Annotated in this window: 20 protein-coding genes and 1 pseudogene; all 21 read right to left on the bottom strand. The window is 45.2% G+C overall.

The window, feature by feature from the left end; translation table 11 throughout:
• Positions 1 to 46 precede the first annotated feature (46 nt).
• Positions 47 to 1,756 (bottom strand): right-handed parallel beta-helix repeat-containing protein, encoded by a 1,710-nt coding sequence (locus IPL71_RS13335; RefSeq protein ID WP_345322734.1) that lies wholly within the window; start codon positions 1,754 to 1,756, stop codon positions 47 to 49.
• 104 nt (positions 1,757 to 1,860) lie between these two features.
• Positions 1,861 to 2,700, bottom strand: coding sequence for a hypothetical protein (locus IPL71_RS13330; protein ID WP_345322350.1), 840 nt, complete (start codon positions 2,698 to 2,700; stop codon positions 1,861 to 1,863).
• Between the two features lie 65 nt (positions 2,701 to 2,765).
• Positions 2,766 to 3,752 carry a hypothetical protein gene (locus IPL71_RS13325; RefSeq protein ID WP_345322348.1) on the bottom strand — a complete coding sequence of 329 codons (987 nt, stop codon included), beginning with the start codon at positions 3,750 to 3,752 and terminating at the stop codon, positions 2,766 to 2,768.
• Between the two features lie 283 nt (positions 3,753 to 4,035).
• The gene (locus IPL71_RS13320; RefSeq protein WP_345322346.1) at positions 4,036 to 4,260 is read right to left on the bottom strand and encodes a hypothetical protein; all 225 of its coding nucleotides are present in this window, start codon (positions 4,258 to 4,260) and stop codon (positions 4,036 to 4,038) included.
• 383 nt (positions 4,261 to 4,643) lie between these two features.
• Positions 4,644 to 6,467 (bottom strand): polysaccharide biosynthesis tyrosine autokinase, encoded by a 1,824-nt coding sequence (locus IPL71_RS13315; RefSeq protein WP_345322344.1) that lies wholly within the window; start codon positions 6,465 to 6,467, stop codon positions 4,644 to 4,646.
• Complete coding sequence (locus IPL71_RS13310; RefSeq protein ID WP_345322342.1) at positions 6,424 to 6,810, bottom strand: DegT/DnrJ/EryC1/StrS family aminotransferase; 387 nt, start codon at positions 6,808 to 6,810, stop codon at positions 6,424 to 6,426. The genes IPL71_RS13315 and IPL71_RS13310 overlap by 44 nt, the downstream gene beginning before the upstream one ends.
• Positions 6,792 to 7,424 carry a DegT/DnrJ/EryC1/StrS family aminotransferase gene (locus IPL71_RS13305; protein ID WP_345322340.1) on the bottom strand — a complete coding sequence of 211 codons (633 nt, stop codon included), beginning with the start codon at positions 7,422 to 7,424 and terminating at the stop codon, positions 6,792 to 6,794. Before IPL71_RS13305 ends, IPL71_RS13310 begins: the two co-directional genes overlap by 19 nt.
• A gap of 5 nt (positions 7,425 to 7,429) precedes the next feature.
• Positions 7,430 to 8,149 (bottom strand): sugar phosphate nucleotidyltransferase, encoded by a 720-nt coding sequence (locus IPL71_RS13300; RefSeq protein ID WP_345322338.1) that lies wholly within the window; start codon positions 8,147 to 8,149, stop codon positions 7,430 to 7,432.
• 14 nt (positions 8,150 to 8,163) lie between these two features.
• Positions 8,164 to 9,103: pseudogene (locus IPL71_RS13295) on the bottom strand (GDP-mannose 4,6-dehydratase).
• 121 nt (positions 9,104 to 9,224) lie between these two features.
• Entirely contained in the window at positions 9,225 to 9,593 is a 369-nt protein-coding gene (locus IPL71_RS13290; protein ID WP_345322336.1) for a nucleoside-diphosphate sugar epimerase/dehydratase, read from the bottom strand.
• Positions 9,594 to 9,759: 166 nt separating this feature from the next.
• Complete coding sequence (locus IPL71_RS13285; RefSeq protein WP_345322334.1) at positions 9,760 to 10,158, bottom strand: hypothetical protein; 399 nt, start codon at positions 10,156 to 10,158, stop codon at positions 9,760 to 9,762.
• Between the two features lie 89 nt (positions 10,159 to 10,247).
• Positions 10,248 to 10,508: a sugar transferase gene (locus IPL71_RS13280; protein WP_345322332.1), complete on the bottom strand. Its 261-nt coding sequence runs from the start codon at positions 10,506 to 10,508 to the stop codon at positions 10,248 to 10,250.
• On the bottom strand, positions 10,505 to 10,798 hold the full coding sequence (locus IPL71_RS13275; RefSeq protein ID WP_345322330.1) for a sugar transferase: 294 nt from the start codon (positions 10,796 to 10,798) through the stop codon (positions 10,505 to 10,507). Before IPL71_RS13275 ends, IPL71_RS13280 begins: the two co-directional genes overlap by 4 nt.
• Positions 10,799 to 10,848: 50 nt before the next feature.
• On the bottom strand, positions 10,849 to 11,295 hold the full coding sequence (locus IPL71_RS13270; protein WP_345322328.1) for a hypothetical protein: 447 nt from the start codon (positions 11,293 to 11,295) through the stop codon (positions 10,849 to 10,851).
• 96 nt (positions 11,296 to 11,391) lie between these two features.
• Positions 11,392 to 11,682, bottom strand: coding sequence for a hypothetical protein (locus IPL71_RS13265; protein WP_345322326.1), 291 nt, complete (start codon positions 11,680 to 11,682; stop codon positions 11,392 to 11,394).
• A 12-nt stretch (positions 11,683 to 11,694) separates the two neighbouring features.
• A complete protein-coding gene (locus tag IPL71_RS13260) occupies positions 11,695 to 12,330 on the bottom strand; it encodes a hypothetical protein (RefSeq protein WP_345322324.1) in 636 nt (211 codons plus the stop codon).
• Entirely contained in the window at positions 12,327 to 13,592 is a 1,266-nt protein-coding gene (locus tag IPL71_RS13255) for a glycosyltransferase family 4 protein (protein WP_345322322.1), read from the bottom strand. The genes IPL71_RS13260 and IPL71_RS13255 overlap by 4 nt, the downstream gene beginning before the upstream one ends.
• Before the next feature lie 272 nt (positions 13,593 to 13,864).
• Positions 13,865 to 14,053 carry a hypothetical protein gene (locus tag IPL71_RS13250; protein ID WP_345322320.1) on the bottom strand — a complete coding sequence of 63 codons (189 nt, stop codon included), beginning with the start codon at positions 14,051 to 14,053 and terminating at the stop codon, positions 13,865 to 13,867.
• Positions 14,054 to 14,130: 77 nt separating this feature from the next.
• Positions 14,131 to 14,736 (bottom strand): glycosyltransferase family protein, encoded by a 606-nt coding sequence (locus IPL71_RS13245; protein ID WP_345322318.1) that lies wholly within the window; start codon positions 14,734 to 14,736, stop codon positions 14,131 to 14,133.
• 21 nt (positions 14,737 to 14,757) lie between these two features.
• Complete coding sequence (locus IPL71_RS13240) at positions 14,758 to 16,245, bottom strand: pectate lyase family protein (RefSeq protein WP_345322316.1); 1,488 nt, start codon at positions 16,243 to 16,245, stop codon at positions 14,758 to 14,760.
• Positions 16,245 to 16,448 (bottom strand): hypothetical protein (locus IPL71_RS13235; RefSeq protein WP_345322315.1); only part of this gene is annotated, 204 nt, incomplete at its 5' end. The genes IPL71_RS13235 and IPL71_RS13240, both read right to left, overlap by 1 nt.

Genomic DNA, 16,448 nt, shown 5'->3' with positions numbered 1-16,448 from the left:
ATAGTTAATATCATTCCAGATAATCTGAACAACAGCAGATTCGCGGTTAAAGAGGTTGTAATCGATGGTTGTCCCAGCCAGAGAAGCAGAGTCGACACGAAGATTGCCGCCAAAGGAACCTTACTGGAGGAGTAAACCCATTGCCCGCACTAATATTATTAACAATCGTCGTAGTATGCGAACCTGTACTTGCTTCACCTTCAACGTTAATCCCAACCGTGCCATTCCCATGAACTGTATTGCCTACAATTGTATTGTTCGGTGAATTGTTAACATCAATACCATGATCTCCATTTTCGTAGCTAAGATTTCCAATGATCAGGTTGTTGATGGAAGGCACTCCATTGCCATCCACATACACATTGATGCCGCTATCTTCATTGCTATAAGTAGTGTTATTAATTACGATGTTATTACTAGCGCCAGTCAAATCAATACCAGCTGCATCTGACACCACCACTACTGGATAGGCAATTGATGATAAATTGGCAAATGAAATATTGTTACTGACCAGGTTGTAATCGCTGTTATTAATCAACCGAATACCGATGCATGAGTTGTGATCGGTGACATTTCCAGTAATCGTAGAGTAAGTGGTGTTCCTCAAAAAGATCCCCTGCATATGTGTATCTGGACCTGAATTAACACCCGCATAAGTAACGTGATTATTTGAAATGGTAATATGATTTGAACTATCTACATAGATGCCTCTGTACTTCGTTTGAGTGATGTTGAAGCCATCAATCACCAAATAGCTTTTGGAACCTAAAGCGAAGGCACTTCCAAATCCGGCTGAGTTTCCAGTCACTGTAACACCGGGATCAGCCCAATAGGTAATCGGACTCCCTGCAGTGCCGTTGTTCAACGGAAAGACCGTCTCTGCATATATGCCATGGATGACATGCACGATCTGACCAGGAACTGCCAGATATGCTCCTCTCCCTATGGTACAGAATGGAACCGCAAGCGAACCAACCGTACCGCTGTCTGCAAGCTGGATCTGTATTATCAACATAATAAACCCGGCCAGTGTATTCGTAATGTAATCCTGAGCGAACTGGTTGGAAGTCAGATTGGAATACGTATGAGTAGCAGGTCTAAATCCATAACCAGACAAGGAAGGCGTCACCATGCCTGACCAATTATAGGGAACTTCAATGCTATACAGGCCGTCCTCATCGGCAATGGCAGTCTTGGACGTACCATCCATGTAACTAAGCGTTACTCCTGCCATACCGGCGTTACCAGAGATGGTATAGGTAACCCCTGTAGTTGTATAGTTTTGCGCCGTTTGATCAGCAAGTACGTTGACATAGATCATACTTGTAGGCGAGAAAGTGTAGCCAGCCTTGGAAGGTGTTACCGTTCCAGACCAATCAGCTGGAACCTGAAACGTGTACAAACCGGCTCCATCCGCAGTGACAGTCCTGGACGAACCATCTACATAACTTAGAATCGCGCCTGCGACTCCTGCGTCACCAGAAATGGTGTAGGCTGTTACTATGATGTTAACCACACCAGACGCGCTGTCTATAGTGCCGTCATTGACCTTAAAGGTGAAACTATCTGCACCCGAGTATCCAGTGGTTGGCGTGTAAGTCCAATTCTCCTCGCTACCGCTCAAACTGCCATGCGCCGGATCACCCACGATACTGTAAGTTAAGGAACTACCTTCTACATCTGTCCACGTCAACGTAATATCGATGGACGTATTCCATGACAGGCTAACAGACTGGAACCTCGGCAACCGGCGCATCATTAACCGGGTCGACGGTCAAGAGAAAAGTATCGCTGGCGGTAATCGTTCCATCATTGACAAAAACTGTGATGGTGGCATTCCCACCTGATTGGAAGCAGGTGTTAGATTAACTGTGCGGTTTGCTCCGCGCCACCCAGAAAAATATTTCCGTTTGGCACCAAAGTTGTATTCGAAGAAGTCGCTGTGACGGTCAGGTAATCCACAGAACTTTCCACATCACCAACTGTGAAGGAAATATTTCCAGTAGCCGTATCTTCATCTGTGGTCTTGTCAGTTATATCGCTAATTGTCGGCGCTGTATTTAATTTTGAAAAAGTATGCGACCAGACTGGCTGTGCTATCCCAACCTTGTACATATTATATGTAAACGAGAGGCCATCAACACTGATAGTTGCAAAGCCCTGTGAATTTTCCATGTCCGGATACACATAGTCCACTCTATCCGGAAAAAGATAACTAAAATATGAAGCGCCGCCGGAAGGGGAAGTTATAAATTGCTCGTAACTGCGGGTTAATCCAGCCACCCGCGTATTATCCATATGCGTCCAGCTTAAAACATGTTCATGGCCGTGAATGGTTGCAGAGACAATAGGGTGATTGTTAATGATGGTCATCAAGGCTGGAGGCGTGCAGTTTGAGTCTGTCCTGCTTGAACAAATACAATGGACGCCTTCCACACAATATTCTGGCCCATGAAAGAATATGAAGGCATGCGTTAATCCTTGAGATTCTGCATACGTTAAGCGAGAATCGAGAAAGTCTATTTCGTCTGAAGTCAAATAATTAACGTCACCTGGAACATCCAGGCCAATAAAGATGGAATTCCCGTATTCAAAGCTGTAGGTCAAATGATCCGAATCTGAATTAAGCGCCACTTTATTGGTTACGTATGGCGGCAGCACCTTAATGTTTGGGGCTGTTTCAAAATAATTTTCCCACAAGGCCGCACTGTTGCTAATATGATTATCTGCATTACCTCTTACTAAAAAAGTTTTATTAAATAAATTTACATTTTTAGCGCATTGATCATCGGGTTTATTTCAGTCAACGCAAACCCGGTATCCTCCAAATCGCCATTGAAAAGAACAAGTGCAGGGTTGAGGGTTGAAATCTGATTGACAGTCGTGGAGAAATAGGCTGTCTCTGCATGTCCATCAGCCATCGATGCAAAAGTGAATGCAGTTGGTCTTGCGATGTAGTCCTGCGCTGTCTGAGCCGAAACCACATTGCTATAAGACATATTGCCAGGCACAAAGGAAAAGCCAACCTTGGAAGGCGTGACCATGCCGGACCAGTTATTGGAAACCTGGAAGCTATACAAACCAGAACTATTCGCCGTGACAGTCTTGGGCGTACCGTCTGTATAGCTTAGTGTCGCACCGCCAACACCTGCATTACCAGAGATGACCGGCATATCCGATACAGCAGTGTAATTCTGATTGCTTTGATTGGATGTCACATTCGGGTAATTTCGGGTAGCGGGCGTAAAGATATAGCCAGCCTTGGTAGGTGTAACCAAACCTGACCAACCAGAAGGGACGGTAAACGAGTAGTTCCCGGTCGTACCATTTGCGGTGGTTGATCCGCCTGTATAAGTGATGGTTGCACCAGCACCAGCCGGCCCAGTACTACCACTGATTGTATAAGTAACTAACGTGGCTGTGTAATTCTGATTGGTCTGATTGGAATTGATCCAGATATAACTCCTGCTGGTAGGCGAAAACGTATAACCTCGTTTTTTGGAGGGCGTCACGGAGCCGGACCAGTAGCGATCACGGACAAATGAGTAATTTCCTGTTGCATCTGCGGTGGTCGATCCGCCAGAGTAGGTAATCGTTGCCCCTGCCACCCCGGCATTGCCACTGATCGTATAAGTAGGTGCTGCGCTGACCGGGTGAACCCCAACCCCAGCCAGAAGCATGGACAGGATCATTAAACTATAAAAGGCCCGAAGGCTGATCGTGAATAAAGATTTGGTGATTTTGGTTTGCATATCGTTCCTCCAACGGAATGTATTCATCAGGCGAATCGTGGGTATCCTGATTCGTTGTATCTGGAATAACGAGGTTGTATTATTTTTTGCCGCAAAGACACCACACCTGCCCCACTCGTTTCACTTCGGAGACTGTAGTGGCGGGCAGTGACAGGGAGTCACGGAGACACCAAGAGAAAAAAATTTACAGCTTTGAGACTTTGTGGTTAAGTTTTCAGATGCTCTCTTAGATTTCATAAGTACCCAATCCTGACTGTAATAAGCAGGTTCCTGCCTATATTTATTATTTTGGCAAAAGCCTTCCCGTCCCTACCTTTAAGACATCAGCCGCCTTGCGAAGATTACTTAACGACATATCGTTATCACTGAAACTGTTAAAATTTTCGTACTCGCCACGCCATATTTTTATTGCAGTCGGCTCGCTGCAACCACGCTTCCGCATCTCCCCAACAAATTCGTCGAATGACATATTTATCTTTTCAGCCAACTGTTGAACAACGCTGTCCATACGGCTCCCTGTATATTCTTTTACAAAAGGCGCTGGGGATATAGTCCGAATGAAAATCGCAGCGCCGAAAGAAATACCTATTAATTTTCATTTCAAAAGCAATTTGAAAGTTAAGATAACCATACTTTACCCACATAAATCTTTTTTATTCTTTGACATTTATTTGAATTATTTTGAGACAAACTTGAGCAGTTCTGTCAGATATATTCAACTCCCCCGTTTTATAAAAATCGTCGTTTTACTGGATTTCATTCCCAGATCAATGGATAAAGCACCTGCATCTTCCAGAAAACCTGCCGGAAAGAATTGGATATCCGCCTTCCAGCCAATCAATAAAGACTCGCACAAAAAATTTATTGTTACTACGGCAACATCAACAGCAATCAGAATGGCAAAACATTTGCATTTTCGGCTTCAGCATTAACGTCACGAGAATCTTTATTGCCATACAGTTTGGTTTTGAGCAAAGATAAAATCCGCGTCTTTATCTTCTGGTGCTGTGTCTTTTGATTTAATACAATACCTGCAGTATGAGCGCCAACCAATTGAAGTCTTCTCAAGGCAGTCTGTGCAGCATCCACCGGGGTGTACCCTGGCCTGATCACCAAAAGAACCGCGCTTATTTTCGAAGCCAGGATCTGGGCATCAGCAACCTCTGCAGAAGGACCATTAATAATTATTAAATCAGCCTGTCTTTGTAGCTGAATCAATAATTGTCCCCATTTTTCAGCATCGAGCCATGCTGCCGATTCTTTATCTTTCACCCCGCCAGTTATCAATGTCAATCCTTTAACGCCGCTCACAGCTTGACACGCTCGATTTAAATCCAATTTCGTACTGAGAAGTTCAGCAAATCCATTTTGGTTTTCGATCTCGAAAAGAGTATGTAAGCGAGGGCGATCCATATCTCCATCTAAAAGAATAACCTTCTTCCCACGCAAAGCATTTACGACAGCCAAATTTGCGGCTATGGTTGTCTCTGTATCTGCGGATTCCACATTAAGAACCAGCAATGTGCAGATATTCTTTTCCGCGCTGATCATCTCCACACTTGCCCCCAAAGTACGAAATGCTTCCGCCTCCAATGAAAAAAGATTGTGCGATGTAATCAATCCGCTGCTAACAGGCTTGTAATCTGAAACGGACCCTAAAACGGGCAGTCCAAGTAGTTCTTCCATTTGCTTTACTGACTTCAAAGAATCGTCCAGGTGATCGATCAACAAAATAGTCGAGACAACCAACGCCAACCCAACAACACCACCCAGTAAAAAATAAAGAACCGGCATGGGACGAATCGGGTCTTTAGGCGGTGTGGCCAAAACAATTTGCATAATATTCTGCGCGCCCTGCATACGTGCCAAACGCACGTTCTCACGGCTATTGATCAAAGACACATTAATCTGTTGATAAATACCCAATGTGGATAAAAGAGTTGCAAACTCCGGATCTTCCAGGCGAGAACCATTTTGCCCGGGTTGACCAATATAAATTAGGTTGGTTTGGATCTGCTGATAAAGCGTCATCAAAGAATGAAGCTGATCCAACTGCGCTTGTTTTTCAGCAAGCGTAATCCGCTCAAGCGGGGAAGGCGTATATGGAAAACTGGCAACCTCTTCTTCAAGACTGGCTATTTCCATTTTCAACTGCTCAATCTGTTGGTTTACCTGTACCAGTTGCTCCTGAACACCCGCCTCATTTACCTGATCGATCTGAGTTTGCAAAGCATCAATCTGTTTCTGCACCTGATCGGCCTGTTCATTTATGGCACTTTCAAAAGCGGCATACCGTCCGGATAAAAGTATGTCATTTTGTTGAATAAGGGTCTGCACAAGTAAATTGGCAGTCATTGCAGCCCGTTGCGGATCGTCATCCTGGGCTTTGATTTGAATAATAAGCGTATTGGGAATCGCTCCAGCTTGAATGGTATCCACCTCAACCCTGCTGCCCAATTGAGAAGAGACATCATCCAAAACAGACTGTGATTGTGCCAGTTGAAGGTTAATTGCCAGCAATTGCTCATCACTCAGCGACAACATATCTGTATTGCCCTGCTGACGTACACGACTGACAAAAAATTTGGCTGTTGCTTCATAAACGGGAGGTTGAATTTTAGACACAAAAAGCCCAACCCCTGCGCCTAACACAAGTCCAAAAATAATATATTTAACATTCCGCCACATCAGCCGAATTAAATCTTTTAGTTCCATGGGTTATTCCTCTCAACGGGAAATTTATTATTACTGCAATTTCTTCAGTATTCGGCAGAAAATATTTCTCTTTTCCGCCACGGAACGCCGCGAATGTATGAATAGGCGGATAGTGCAGACTGGTTTGAATCCCCTGCGACTTCATGCCTTCCATGAAACTCGACCGGTTTACACCGGCAGGTAAAAGCACCGGCATCAAATGAGCCGCTGAAACACCCGCATGGCGAACAAAAGGAACAACCACTTGCGGGGTTAACTCCTGTAATAAATTCCGATAAACCTGCGTAAAGTGGCGGCGACGCTCATTATTTGCCTCCAACTTTTTTAGTTGAACCTTTCCCAACGCAGCACGGATCTCATCAATACGATAGTTGTATCCCAGATCCACAACATCGTAACTCCAGGCATGTCCCTTAAAAAAGCTAAAACATCCAAGATCACCCCAAACACCAAGCTTAACGCCGCCAAGCTCGATCCAACTGCGTGTGCGGCATCCTCGATCACTTTCAAACCGCGTTCGCGCGCCAGTTCCATAATACTGGGCATATCACAGGCGTAACCGCCATAATGCACAACAAGGATGGCGCGTGTCCGTGCGGTAATTGCTCTCTCAATGGAATGATATGAAATATTTAGATCATCCTCACTAGCGACATCTGCAAATACAGGTGTAGCGCCTGTATAGCGGACAGCATTAGCCGTAGCAACAAACGTCAACGAAGGGACAATCGCTTCATCACCTGCGCCCAAACCTGCCACAACACAAGAGAGATGCAGCGCCGCTGTTGCATTCGTCACTGCAATTGCGTACTTCGCGCCAATATACGATGCAAAAGCCTGCTCAAACTCCTCTGTCATGGAACCCATTGTCAGCCACTTGCTGCGCAGAACATCATCCACAGCAGCCATTTCCTCCGGGCCAAAATCAATATCAGAAAGCGGAATTTTCCATTGCATGATATTTATCCTCCACAATAGGCCGGCAAAAATTGCTCACGCATGTTTTCAAAATCCTTTGCAGCGCGGGCATAATCATCGGGCCTTCCAAGGTCTTCCCAATAACCGTTGAATTCATATCCGACGACTCTTTCACCGGAATTAATTAATTTCTTTATCAGATCAGGAAAATCAAGATATTCATTACGGGTGATGTAAGGCAAAACAGCCGGTTCAAATACATAAACCCCCATACTGACCATAAAATCATAAACCGGCTTCTCAATGTACCCCGTAATGCGAAAATCTCCATCTTTTTGAATCACACCCAAATCAATTTTTGATTGACGATGATGACTCGCAATTGTGGCGATCGCTTTCTGTTCGTGATGAAACTGAATAAGCTCACGCAAGTTTAATGTTGTAAGCACATCGCCGTTCGTCACCAGAAAAGTATCGGTCAGTCCATCCACCAGCGCAATCGGACCAGCCGTTCCCAATGGACATTTCTCATAACTATAAGAGATATCAATTCCAAACTGGCTGCCATCCTTAAAAAATGCGCGCAACAATTCTGATAAATGCCCAACTGTTAAAATAACCTGCTCAATTCCCGCCTCTTTCATTTGAAGCAGCATCACTTCAAGAATGGGCATATCCCCAATCGGCATCAATGGTTTGGGTAGGATCGTAGTATAGGGTGCAAGGCGGGCACCCTTCCCGCCAGCTAAAACAACAGCTTTCATGTTTTCCTCCTTCACTAAAGTTCGTAGATGCCAACACGATAATGATTTAGATTCTCTTTGATCCAGAAAATGGTTTTATCAAGACCATCATCCAGACTCACAACCGGATTCCAACCTAGTTTTTCACGCGCCAAGGAATTATCAGACAGCAGACGCTTCACCTCCGATTTGCGTGGACGCAGACGAGCCGCATCCGCCTTAACTTTTACATGAGTGCCCACCTTTTGAATGATCTTCGCTGACAGATCACCAATACTGACAGCCTCTCCTGTACCAAGATTAAAAGTACAACCCTCCACATTCCCAGCCATCGCAGCACATAGAAAACCATTCACTGTATCATCTACATAGGTAAAGTCACGTATGGTATCAAGGCTCCCCAGGCGAATCGTACTCCCTGCGATTGCCTGAGTGATAATCGTGGGGATTACAGCACGCGCAGATTGACGCGGCCCATAAGTATTGAAAGGCCGAACAGTTACAACCGGCAGATCATAAGTACAATGAAAACTTTCAGCCAGTTTATCGGCGCCGATCTTACTTGCAGAATACGGCGATTGACCTTGCAACGGATGAGACTCGTCGATCATAGGCTTCAACGCAGTGCCATATACTTCACTTGTTGAAGTGTGTACAAGCCGCTCCACCTCAAAATCACGGCAAGCCATCAACACATTCAATGTCCCCATAAAATTAGATTCGACAACCTCAGCCGGGTGCAGATATGAATATGGAATCGAGATCAGCGCACCCAGATGAAAAACAAATTGCCGGCCTTCACCGCCGCACGAATGGCATCTGCATCTCTCAAATCACCGCCAACAAGCTCAACTCTGGAAAGGTTCTCAGGAACAGCCATGCCAAGCAAACCAGGGTCGGCGCGCGGTTATAGTGAACAAACGCCCGAACTGACGCGCCAGCCTCCACCAGCCTCTCAACAAGGTGGCTGCCAATAAATCCGCCGGCTCCGGTTACGAGGACTTTCTTCTTTTTCCAGAAATTTTTCGTTTTCCTGCCCGCTGCATTGCGGCATCAAGTCTTAACAACACGATCTTCAAATCAAAATTAAAATAGTTTATTCCTGAATCTTTTGCTGGGCGTATCGGGCTAAACAATGTTGACACTGAAAATTATTTAAATTATCCTCAGCTTCATTGTTTACTGTCACGCCATCCAGCCCGCTCAGCGAACCAAAAATATCCGGCGCAACGACAATTCGTGCGGGGCTAAAGTTGGCTGTATCGCGAAACTCTCTGTATTTATTCAAAGCCATCTGGTTATCTGCAAGAATAATCAAACCAATATCATGACATTGAATGATCTTCTGGATATCTTTAACACTGCCAATAACTTTCGATCCATAGATCTTCATTCCCTGCGAGAAGGGATCATCATCGATAAAACCTGCGATCTGGAATTTTTCTGAATACGTTGGATGCCCCATTAACCAGGCAATGTTTTCCGCTGTCCGCCCGAGCCAACGATCAAAACCCGCTCGCGGATTACACTTGCATTTAGCCTGTGAGTTAATACCCAACTACAAACCACTTATTAATTGCCCACGGTAACGAATAATAAGTACGCCGAAAAGGATAGGAAGGCCCCAAGAATTACGCCATAAAAGCGAAGACCCTAATTCCCGAATAAAAATGATAACCAACCAGGATGATCGTCGCAACAAACCAGCTCATCCACAGGCGTCCCGATTCCCAGGAAGAAGCTTTGGCCCAGTTTATTCGATTTGTATTCAATAAAAGCCCGGTCGCGCTATATAACAATGAGCATCCTAATGCCATTTTTACAGCCATCAGCCAACCGATATTCAAGGGGCCAAAAATACGCACAAAAGCCCCGGTAAAAACAATGGAGCAAAAAACGATCAGAAAATCCCAAATAAACCAAATAACATAGCGCTGTATCAAACGAGTTACCGGCCCCACAAACAACATTTGTTCCGGCGGCGAATAAGATCTGATCTTTGGCATCAGCAGCAATGCGGTCCAGAGCATAACATCCAGATCAACCAGAAGGAGCGATAGCGGACATGGAGCTGATCCAGCCGCATTTTATCCGGGCTTAACTCATGTAGGCACACGTATCACCTCTCTCCGGCCTGCAACATACTTTCTTCATCCCTGTATAAAACAGAAGCCGGGCTTGTAACTCCGGGCCGCACAGAAAGGATTTCGCTCGCAATTTTTGCCGGCCACGTCCTCGCAATGGACGGATCCTCAGGTCTTGGGCCTACCAGACTCATCTCACCGATCAGCACATTCCAGAGCTGTGGCAGCTCATTCAGCTTGGTATCACGCAGCCAGGCGCCGAGTGGTGTAATACGGTCATCTTCCTTGCTTGTCACACGCAGACCTTGATAACTTTTTGAGTCTCATACATGGTGCGAAATTTGAGCATCTTAAAAATGACGCCTCGCAGCCCAAAACGCGGACCCCAGTAAAACACAGGGCCTGGAGAATCCTGCTTGATCAATATGGCGATAAACACAAAAAAAGGCGACAGAAGGATCAACCCGATCAATGCAACAGCGATATCAAAAACGCGCTTCATTAATCCAGACAGCATTATGCGAAAGGAAATATTAACCAGCTCAATATTCTTCGATTGCTTTAAAAGTGGTCTAAAACGAATCATTCATCCTCCACCAGCATTAATATAATTACACAATCTGAGTCGTCACGCATCTACTTTGTAATTTTTTCAAGCCATTCCTCCCGCCAAAACAAAAAACAACATCGGTCACATTCGCCAAACGCGGGAGTTCCATTGCAAATTATGTTTTCGAGCAAAATAACGCCGCGTGCTTTCTTAAGTTTATAATCACGCTCGTCCATAAAATGCCGCATGGACCTAAGGACACGCTGCTCTGTTCCGCAGTATTGATACATGTCCGGGAGAAAGGCGCAGCCTTTTAATTCCTTAAATGGGTCAAGCGTGGAAAAAATCTCCTCACGTGAACGCACACGCACCAAATCACCTTGTACAAACGGAATTGCAGGAGCAAGATCCTTTGCGGCTGTTAATTGAGCCGAATCTCCGCGCAAACGATTGGAGATGTAATAAGCCTGTTTCAATCCTTTTTTGACATGACGATTCCACGGAACCGCCAAGAGACGCTTAACACTCCCCATCAATGTTTTCCTGACCGGGCTGGCTGCTCCAGTTGAAAATTTTGGAACACACGGAAGCTGGCAGCCATCAAAGCTTTCTGCATTTGATTCTCCTGGTTAACTTTTATGCATACCCGAAACATGTTGTGTCGTCAGACATTCGGGCCAGGCTTGTTCAACAATGCGACGCTTGCCTTCCACATGGAACCGCAGCATACCCTCTGCTTTCGCAAGCTGAGGATTAGACGGGTCGCGCTGAAGCAGTTTCCGGGTCAAGGTATGAATCGTTGGGGTGGCAAAGGGATTCAGGAAAGGATGAAAATCCACACGTTGACGCACAGCTCTGGGTTCAAATCCCATCCGAAACTTAAATTCATCCACATTCGCCGGCGCATCCAAAGACTGCACTGTAAAAATATCTCACTCACCTTCTCGTCCCAGTATTTCGCGGCTCACCGAAAAGAAAACTGCGTTATTTACATGATCGGCTAAAAAGCGGCTGTGACTCATGGCATAAGGCACATTGAAGACATCGGCAATACGGCAAATAATGACCGCACCGGCAAGTTCATCATTTGAGATCGCCGCCCAGGCTTCAAAGCCTGGTAAATCGGCTGCCGACCGGCAGATACGTTCCCATTCTTTCTGCGTCATACTTCGCAAGCGGTCCTGCCTTGCCAAAGTATCCTGCTGCAAAACCCAACCTTCAGTAGCCAATCTTTCAAATGAAATCTGCTGCACTTTAAAATGATCCAACCCGCGCCGCACCCCATTACGCGCCTGCGATCTCAGCATTTCAAGTTCATAAGGTTTTCGCAGCGTAACGTGATAACTCACCATTCCGTTTTGAAAATCCAGCGGCGTTGAATAACGCAGCGCAACGATTCCATGCCCCAGCATCAAATCTCGTATTTCCTGTTCATCCGGCGTTATCAACCAGTGATACGGAAAAGCCTGAAGCACGCGCGGACCGGCATCATACCAATAGCTGCTAGCTGTATGAAATACCCGATGTCCCTGTCGGCGCATCCATTCTGCAAAAATCTCTTCGTTCATAATACTTCTCCTGCATGGGTGGTCTTCTCCAAGCGAGTCTGATTACATAAACCGTTCAACATTTTTTCGTAAGCATCCACACAATGCGTGCGGGAATAATTCTTTTCCAAACAAGCACGTCCATTTTGACCCGCTTGAATAAGCCGGGATTCACGGCCCTGTAATTGGATTATGACCTCTGCCAGTTTTTCAGGCGATTGCGGCGGAACATTCCACCCGCAGCCTGCCTCTTCGACAATTTGCATGATCTCACTTTCAGGCGGGGAGACTGCCAAAATCGGCCGCGCGCTCGCCATTACATTAAATATCTTGCTCGGCAATGAAGAAAGCGCTGCGCTTGCATTGAGTGTTACCAGACCAAGATCGGCAGCAGCAAGCATTCCTGAAAATTTTGCTCTTGGCTGAAACGGCAAAAATAGAACATTTGTCAATTGTCTTGATCGTGACTCTGCTTCAAGCGACTCTTTTTTAACGCCCTCTCCAATGATCACAAATTGAATATCTTTTTGTTCCCGCAAAATTTCCGCCGCGCAAATCACATCTTCCAGACAGGAAGTAATACCAATGTTGCCTGCATACATCACAACAAACTTATCTACAAGCCCGTGCTCAAAACGAAATTCATTTTCCTTCTGCATTGGCCGCACTTCATCAGGGTCAGCCCAAACTGGAATGATGTCGATCTTTGCATCCGGAACGCCTTTTCTAAGCAACGACTGTCTAAAATTCTTTGAGATGACCGAGATGTGCTGTGAATGTTGATAAAGAAATTTTTCCATCCCTAAAAAAAAGTTGACGATTCTTTTATTTTTCATCACACCCGCGGCTATTGCAGCATCAGGATACAGATCTTCCAGTTGAAGCACCCAGGGGACGCGAAAGATTCGGCTGAGCAACCAGGCTGAAAGTCCAAGAGGAAGCGGGGGGGAATAACTGACGATCACATCCGGGCGGCCCGCAAATAATCCGCCATAAAAAGCTGTCAGGCTGTAAGTCCCGTAATGTAGCAATCTCGGCCAAAATTTTTTGGAGGGGGAAATATAACTCCAGGTACGAATGACTCGCACGCCATTCAGCATCTCAAGCGCACAAACCCTGTTATGGTATCCCTCAAACACATGCCCCTGCGGATAGCTTGGCGCCCCAGTGACAATACTCACATCATGTCCGCGCTTAACAAGATCAACAGCCAACTCGGTGATCAGGATCGCGGCACTAACATCTTCCGGAGCATAACACTGCGCCATAAATAAAATTTTCATTCATACTGCCTTGCTTATAAATGCATCTGGAAATATGATTTTTAATAATTGACCTACAACAGCATCTGCGCGAAACTCACGCCCTTTTATGCGATTCGCTTCTCCCATTTTTTCTCAAGTCTGAGTCCACTGCGAGTAATAAAATGGCTTCAGCTAAAAAAATAACTATCCTGAGTTGGTACCAGAAATCCGTTAACTCCATTCACAACCAATTCAGGAAAAGTCCTGACTTGGAGTGGCAATTACTGGAACTCCGGCGTGCATCGCTTCTATCAAAACACCGGATGACCCTCAGTTTCAAAATAAGTAGGCAGCACAAGCACATCATAATTTGCGATCAATTGCGGCCCCGTACCAGCTTCTGCAACACCGCAATAACGAGCACCTGGGATCAATTTCAAACTGCTCAAGAATTCATCCCGTACTTCATCATGAATGGGGCCAAAAAAATCACAAGTCACTCGCTCTTCACATAACTCCGAAACCACCTTAAGTGCATTCAGCAAAACAAGCGGACCTTTCAGTCGTGTAATATGCCCTAAAAAATAAGGTGAAGTTCAGATGAATATTGTTTGGAAGCCTGAGTGAATGCCGGCAGCGGCCGGCATCCTGGTAGATAATGAACCCTTGTACAACCCATTTTGTTGAGATCATCTTTTAGCAGGCGGGTCTGAGTCAAAATGCCATCTGTGGAACGCAGCACATACAACAAGTATTCCCGCAGAGGTTTTTTCTGGGCGTTGATGAACAAGTCCAATCCTGCGCCCACCGGTTTGAGGTAAAAAGGTTTGTGAAAAATTTTTGACAAAAACAAAAGCAAAGGTGCAAGTGTGATGGCAAACAGGTCATTTGCAAACACCAAAACTGCATCACAATATGGAATTTCAAGCATAAATCTTGGCAGGACAAACAAAGATCGTTTAACTTTTTCAAAATTAAAACCTGTCATCTTTTTTCTAACATCCAAACCGGGAGAGGTATTGATCAATTGAACATGCACGGAAGGGTATAAAGCCAGTTCTTCCAGCATGGCCTGAACGGTTAATGGCGAACCGCCAATAGGTGGTGGTTTTGGCCCAACAAACAGAAGCCTCCTGGATTTGAGGGTCGTTTGTAACTCCATACTGTGATTGGATTTGGTCATTTGCATTGAATAGTCTCTCTATTAATGAAGCGGTCTTGTATTGTTTAAAAACTCTTCAATATTTGTATATCCATCCCCATCTGCATCCTGCGAGCCATCTGCCGGATGAATGGGATCAAAGCCATATTTTTGTTCCCATTCATCCGGCATACCATCATGATCCGAATCTACACAGGGAATACCAGAAAGAACTGCCAGCCAACCGCCCACCTCGGAAGGGTCATCAATGATTCCCCCCGTTCCATCGCGAACATTTTTGACAATGCGCGTGTCTATATCATCTCTTCTTAAAAATAATGTTCCGTCGCAATTCAGTCCTATATTTGCCCCGGCGCCACTTAATACCTGCTCATAAGCCTGAAGAGCTGTCGTTGTTGTGATCATATCGGCAGGAAAAGGCGTGGACATAACAAACTGTCTTGAAGCAGGGTCAACTATACTATTCTCAGGCAGGCTATCACGCTCACGGTTAGGTCCGATATTGTTTTGAACAAAAATCCCTGTTTCAGCGGCTCCAGAGTTAAGGACTCTAATCCCATATTTCACTTCAGTATTTGGGCCGGGTTTATAGATATTCCCAATATAATTTGTCAAACTCGGGGTCAATTGATAAATCATATCTATATGACTAAAAGTTCCAAAAGGGTTGTACGCCACATTATTAACAACATCAACAACACCGCTGGCTTCAATATATGGATTGCGTTCTCCATTATGTGCCATTAAGTTGTGATGAAAGGAAATATTGTAAGCACCGGGTTTATCTTTATTCTCATCACTGGCATAGCCTCCGATCAAAACCCCTTTACTATGACAGCCCTTGGGGTGAATACTGCAGTTTAACCCTTCAGAGAAAATATTCCATTGAATGGAAATATCATGAACATCGTACCAGGTTGCCAAATTGCGATTGACAGCCCAACTGAGAGAATTATGATCCACAACAATGTTATATGTATCGTGTCTGTCAGAGGCGAATATCTCCATTGCATCACCAGCTGACGGCGGACCAGCGCGCAATGTAAGGAATCGAATCACAACATCATGGGTCTGGATATTAATCAAGGCAGTAATTCGCGAGTTAACACCACGCAATGTGATCCCCCCGCCCGGAGCAGTCTGTCCCGCAATGGTCAGATACGGCTCCATAATTACCAGGTCAGATTCAAGCTCAATCACGCCTGCCACACGAAAAACAATAAACCGCGGCCCCTTCGCTTCAATTGCGGCACGCAATGATGCCTCACCTGCATCATTCAGATTGGTTACTTCAATTACCCTGCCCTCACGACCACCGGCCGCCATAGCACCAAACCCTTCAGCGCCAGGAAAAGCAGGCGGCAGCCCGGAAGATGAAACAAATACATCTGTTAGACCTGTATTCGATGTATTTGTAAGTGCAGGGATCTCAACTGGGCTTGGAGCCAATAAACAATCTGTTAGATTTATCAAAACCCAAAAAAGAAACCCAGCAATCAGAAACAAACCGATGCCTGAGTCTTTTTTCATCAACCTGCCCCGGTATTAATTCCAGTTTTCTTGATGTTTACAAATCGCGCCATATTTTTTGGAAATCTTTCTTTGATCTCGCCGGGGAGAAATTTTTCATAAGTAAAACTTCCTTCAATGATAATAAAATTAAGGAATATCCAGGTAAGTTTTCTAAACTCCCAGGAAAGTGAACAAACACCTATCACCCATGTTAGAAAAGT

The sequence above is a fragment of the Candidatus Villigracilis proximus genome (assembly GCF_016717045.1).
Lineage (GTDB): Bacteria > Chloroflexota > Anaerolineae > Anaerolineales > Villigracilaceae > Villigracilis > Villigracilis proximus.
This window is presented reverse-complemented; position numbering and strand designations above follow the sequence as displayed.

What these genes read in the sequence shown, in the direction of transcription:
- IPL71_RS13240 (WP_345322316.1), bottom strand. Translation starts at nt 16,245, where the DNA reads ATGAAAAAAGACTCAGGCATCGGTTTGTTTCTGATTGCTGGGTTTCTT.
- IPL71_RS13285 (WP_345322334.1), bottom strand. Translation starts at nt 10,158, where the DNA reads ATGCTCTGGACCGCATTGCTGCTGATGCCAAAGATCAGATCTTATTCG.
- IPL71_RS13315 (WP_345322344.1), bottom strand. Translation starts at nt 6,467, where the DNA reads ATGGAACTAAAAGATTTAATTCGGCTGATGTGGCGGAATGTTAAATAT.
- IPL71_RS13255 (WP_345322322.1), bottom strand. Translation starts at nt 13,592, where the DNA reads ATGAAAATTTTATTTATGGCGCAGTGTTATGCTCCGGAAGATGTTAGT.
- IPL71_RS13275 (WP_345322330.1), bottom strand. Translation starts at nt 10,798, where the DNA reads ATGATTCGTTTTAGACCACTTTTAAAGCAATCGAAGAATATTGAGCTG.
- IPL71_RS13270 (WP_345322328.1), bottom strand. Translation starts at nt 11,295, where the DNA reads ATGGGGAGTGTTAAGCGTCTCTTGGCGGTTCCGTGGAATCGTCATGTC.
- IPL71_RS13245 (WP_345322318.1), bottom strand. Translation starts at nt 14,736, where the DNA reads ATGACCAAATCCAATCACAGTATGGAGTTACAAACGACCCTCAAATCC.
- IPL71_RS13300 (WP_345322338.1), bottom strand. Translation starts at nt 8,149, where the DNA reads ATGAAAGCTGTTGTTTTAGCTGGCGGGAAGGGTGCCCGCCTTGCACCC.
- IPL71_RS13325 (WP_345322348.1), bottom strand. Translation starts at nt 3,752, where the DNA reads ATGCAAACCAAAATCACCAAATCTTTATTCACGATCAGCCTTCGGGCC.
- IPL71_RS13290 (WP_345322336.1), bottom strand. Translation starts at nt 9,593, where the DNA reads ATGGGGCATCCAACGTATTCAGAAAAATTCCAGATCGCAGGTTTTATC.
- IPL71_RS13335 (WP_345322734.1), bottom strand. Translation starts at nt 1,756, where the DNA reads ATGCGCCGGTTGCCGAGGTTCCAGTCTGTTAGCCTGTCATGGAATACG.
- IPL71_RS13320 (WP_345322346.1), bottom strand. Translation starts at nt 4,260, where the DNA reads ATGGACAGCGTTGTTCAACAGTTGGCTGAAAAGATAAATATGTCATTC.
- IPL71_RS13260 (WP_345322324.1), bottom strand. Translation starts at nt 12,330, where the DNA reads ATGAACGAAGAGATTTTTGCAGAATGGATGCGCCGACAGGGACATCGG.
- IPL71_RS13305 (WP_345322340.1), bottom strand. Translation starts at nt 7,424, where the DNA reads ATGCAATGGAAAATTCCGCTTTCTGATATTGATTTTGGCCCGGAGGAA.